The organism is Vibrio sp. Y176 (assembly GCF_033438945.1).
This window is the reverse complement of sequence record NZ_JAWOQS010000922.1, coordinates 1-567: the sequence shown is the minus strand read 5'-3', so window position 1 is coordinate 567 and position 567 is coordinate 1. Positions and strand designations below refer to the sequence as shown.

Genomic DNA, 567 nt, shown 5'->3' with positions numbered 1-567 from the left:
GCCAGTTGGTAGACTTTTTCACGCTCGACATAGTAACCATCCCAAGCATCGAGGTTGTAAGGCAAAGAAATGGGATCTACACTTGGGTCGGCAAGATAACCTGTGATCGCTGTATTCACCGCCAACAAAGCTTCTGTTTTCTTCTCTTCTGTTGACGTAAACAGTTGGAACATCGCCGTCATCACTGAACTTGGTAGCTCCATTCGCGACATCAAAACTTGTTGGCCTAGAACGTTCCATTTTGCGTCGTGCGTGTTGAATTCATTCATCAACCAAGCAAGTTGTTCAGTGCCTAGCAGTTCTCTGTCTGCACTACGTGATTGAGCAACTAACCCACCGATAGCTTCCATTGTTGGTGCACTGAGTGAGAAGTAATCCAACGGTTTATCACGACCGACAAGGCGCGTATCGAGCATCATGAGATTCACTAAGTTGCCAAATGAGAACTGACGATAAATCAACATGTTTGAGAATGTATTCTCACGAACTGGCAACCACTCAGTCCATGCAGCCGCAGCGGCGGCTCGACGGTCGATAAAGCTACCTTCGTCGTCTTGATGGTTCTCT

The 567-nt window shown here is 47.1% G+C and carries 1 protein-coding gene; it reads right to left on the bottom strand.

The features are described from left to right. Window positions 1-567, bottom strand: a 567-nt coding sequence (locus R7O13_RS29420) for an alkaline phosphatase D family protein (protein ID WP_318305533.1), incomplete at both ends; no start/stop codon positions are given.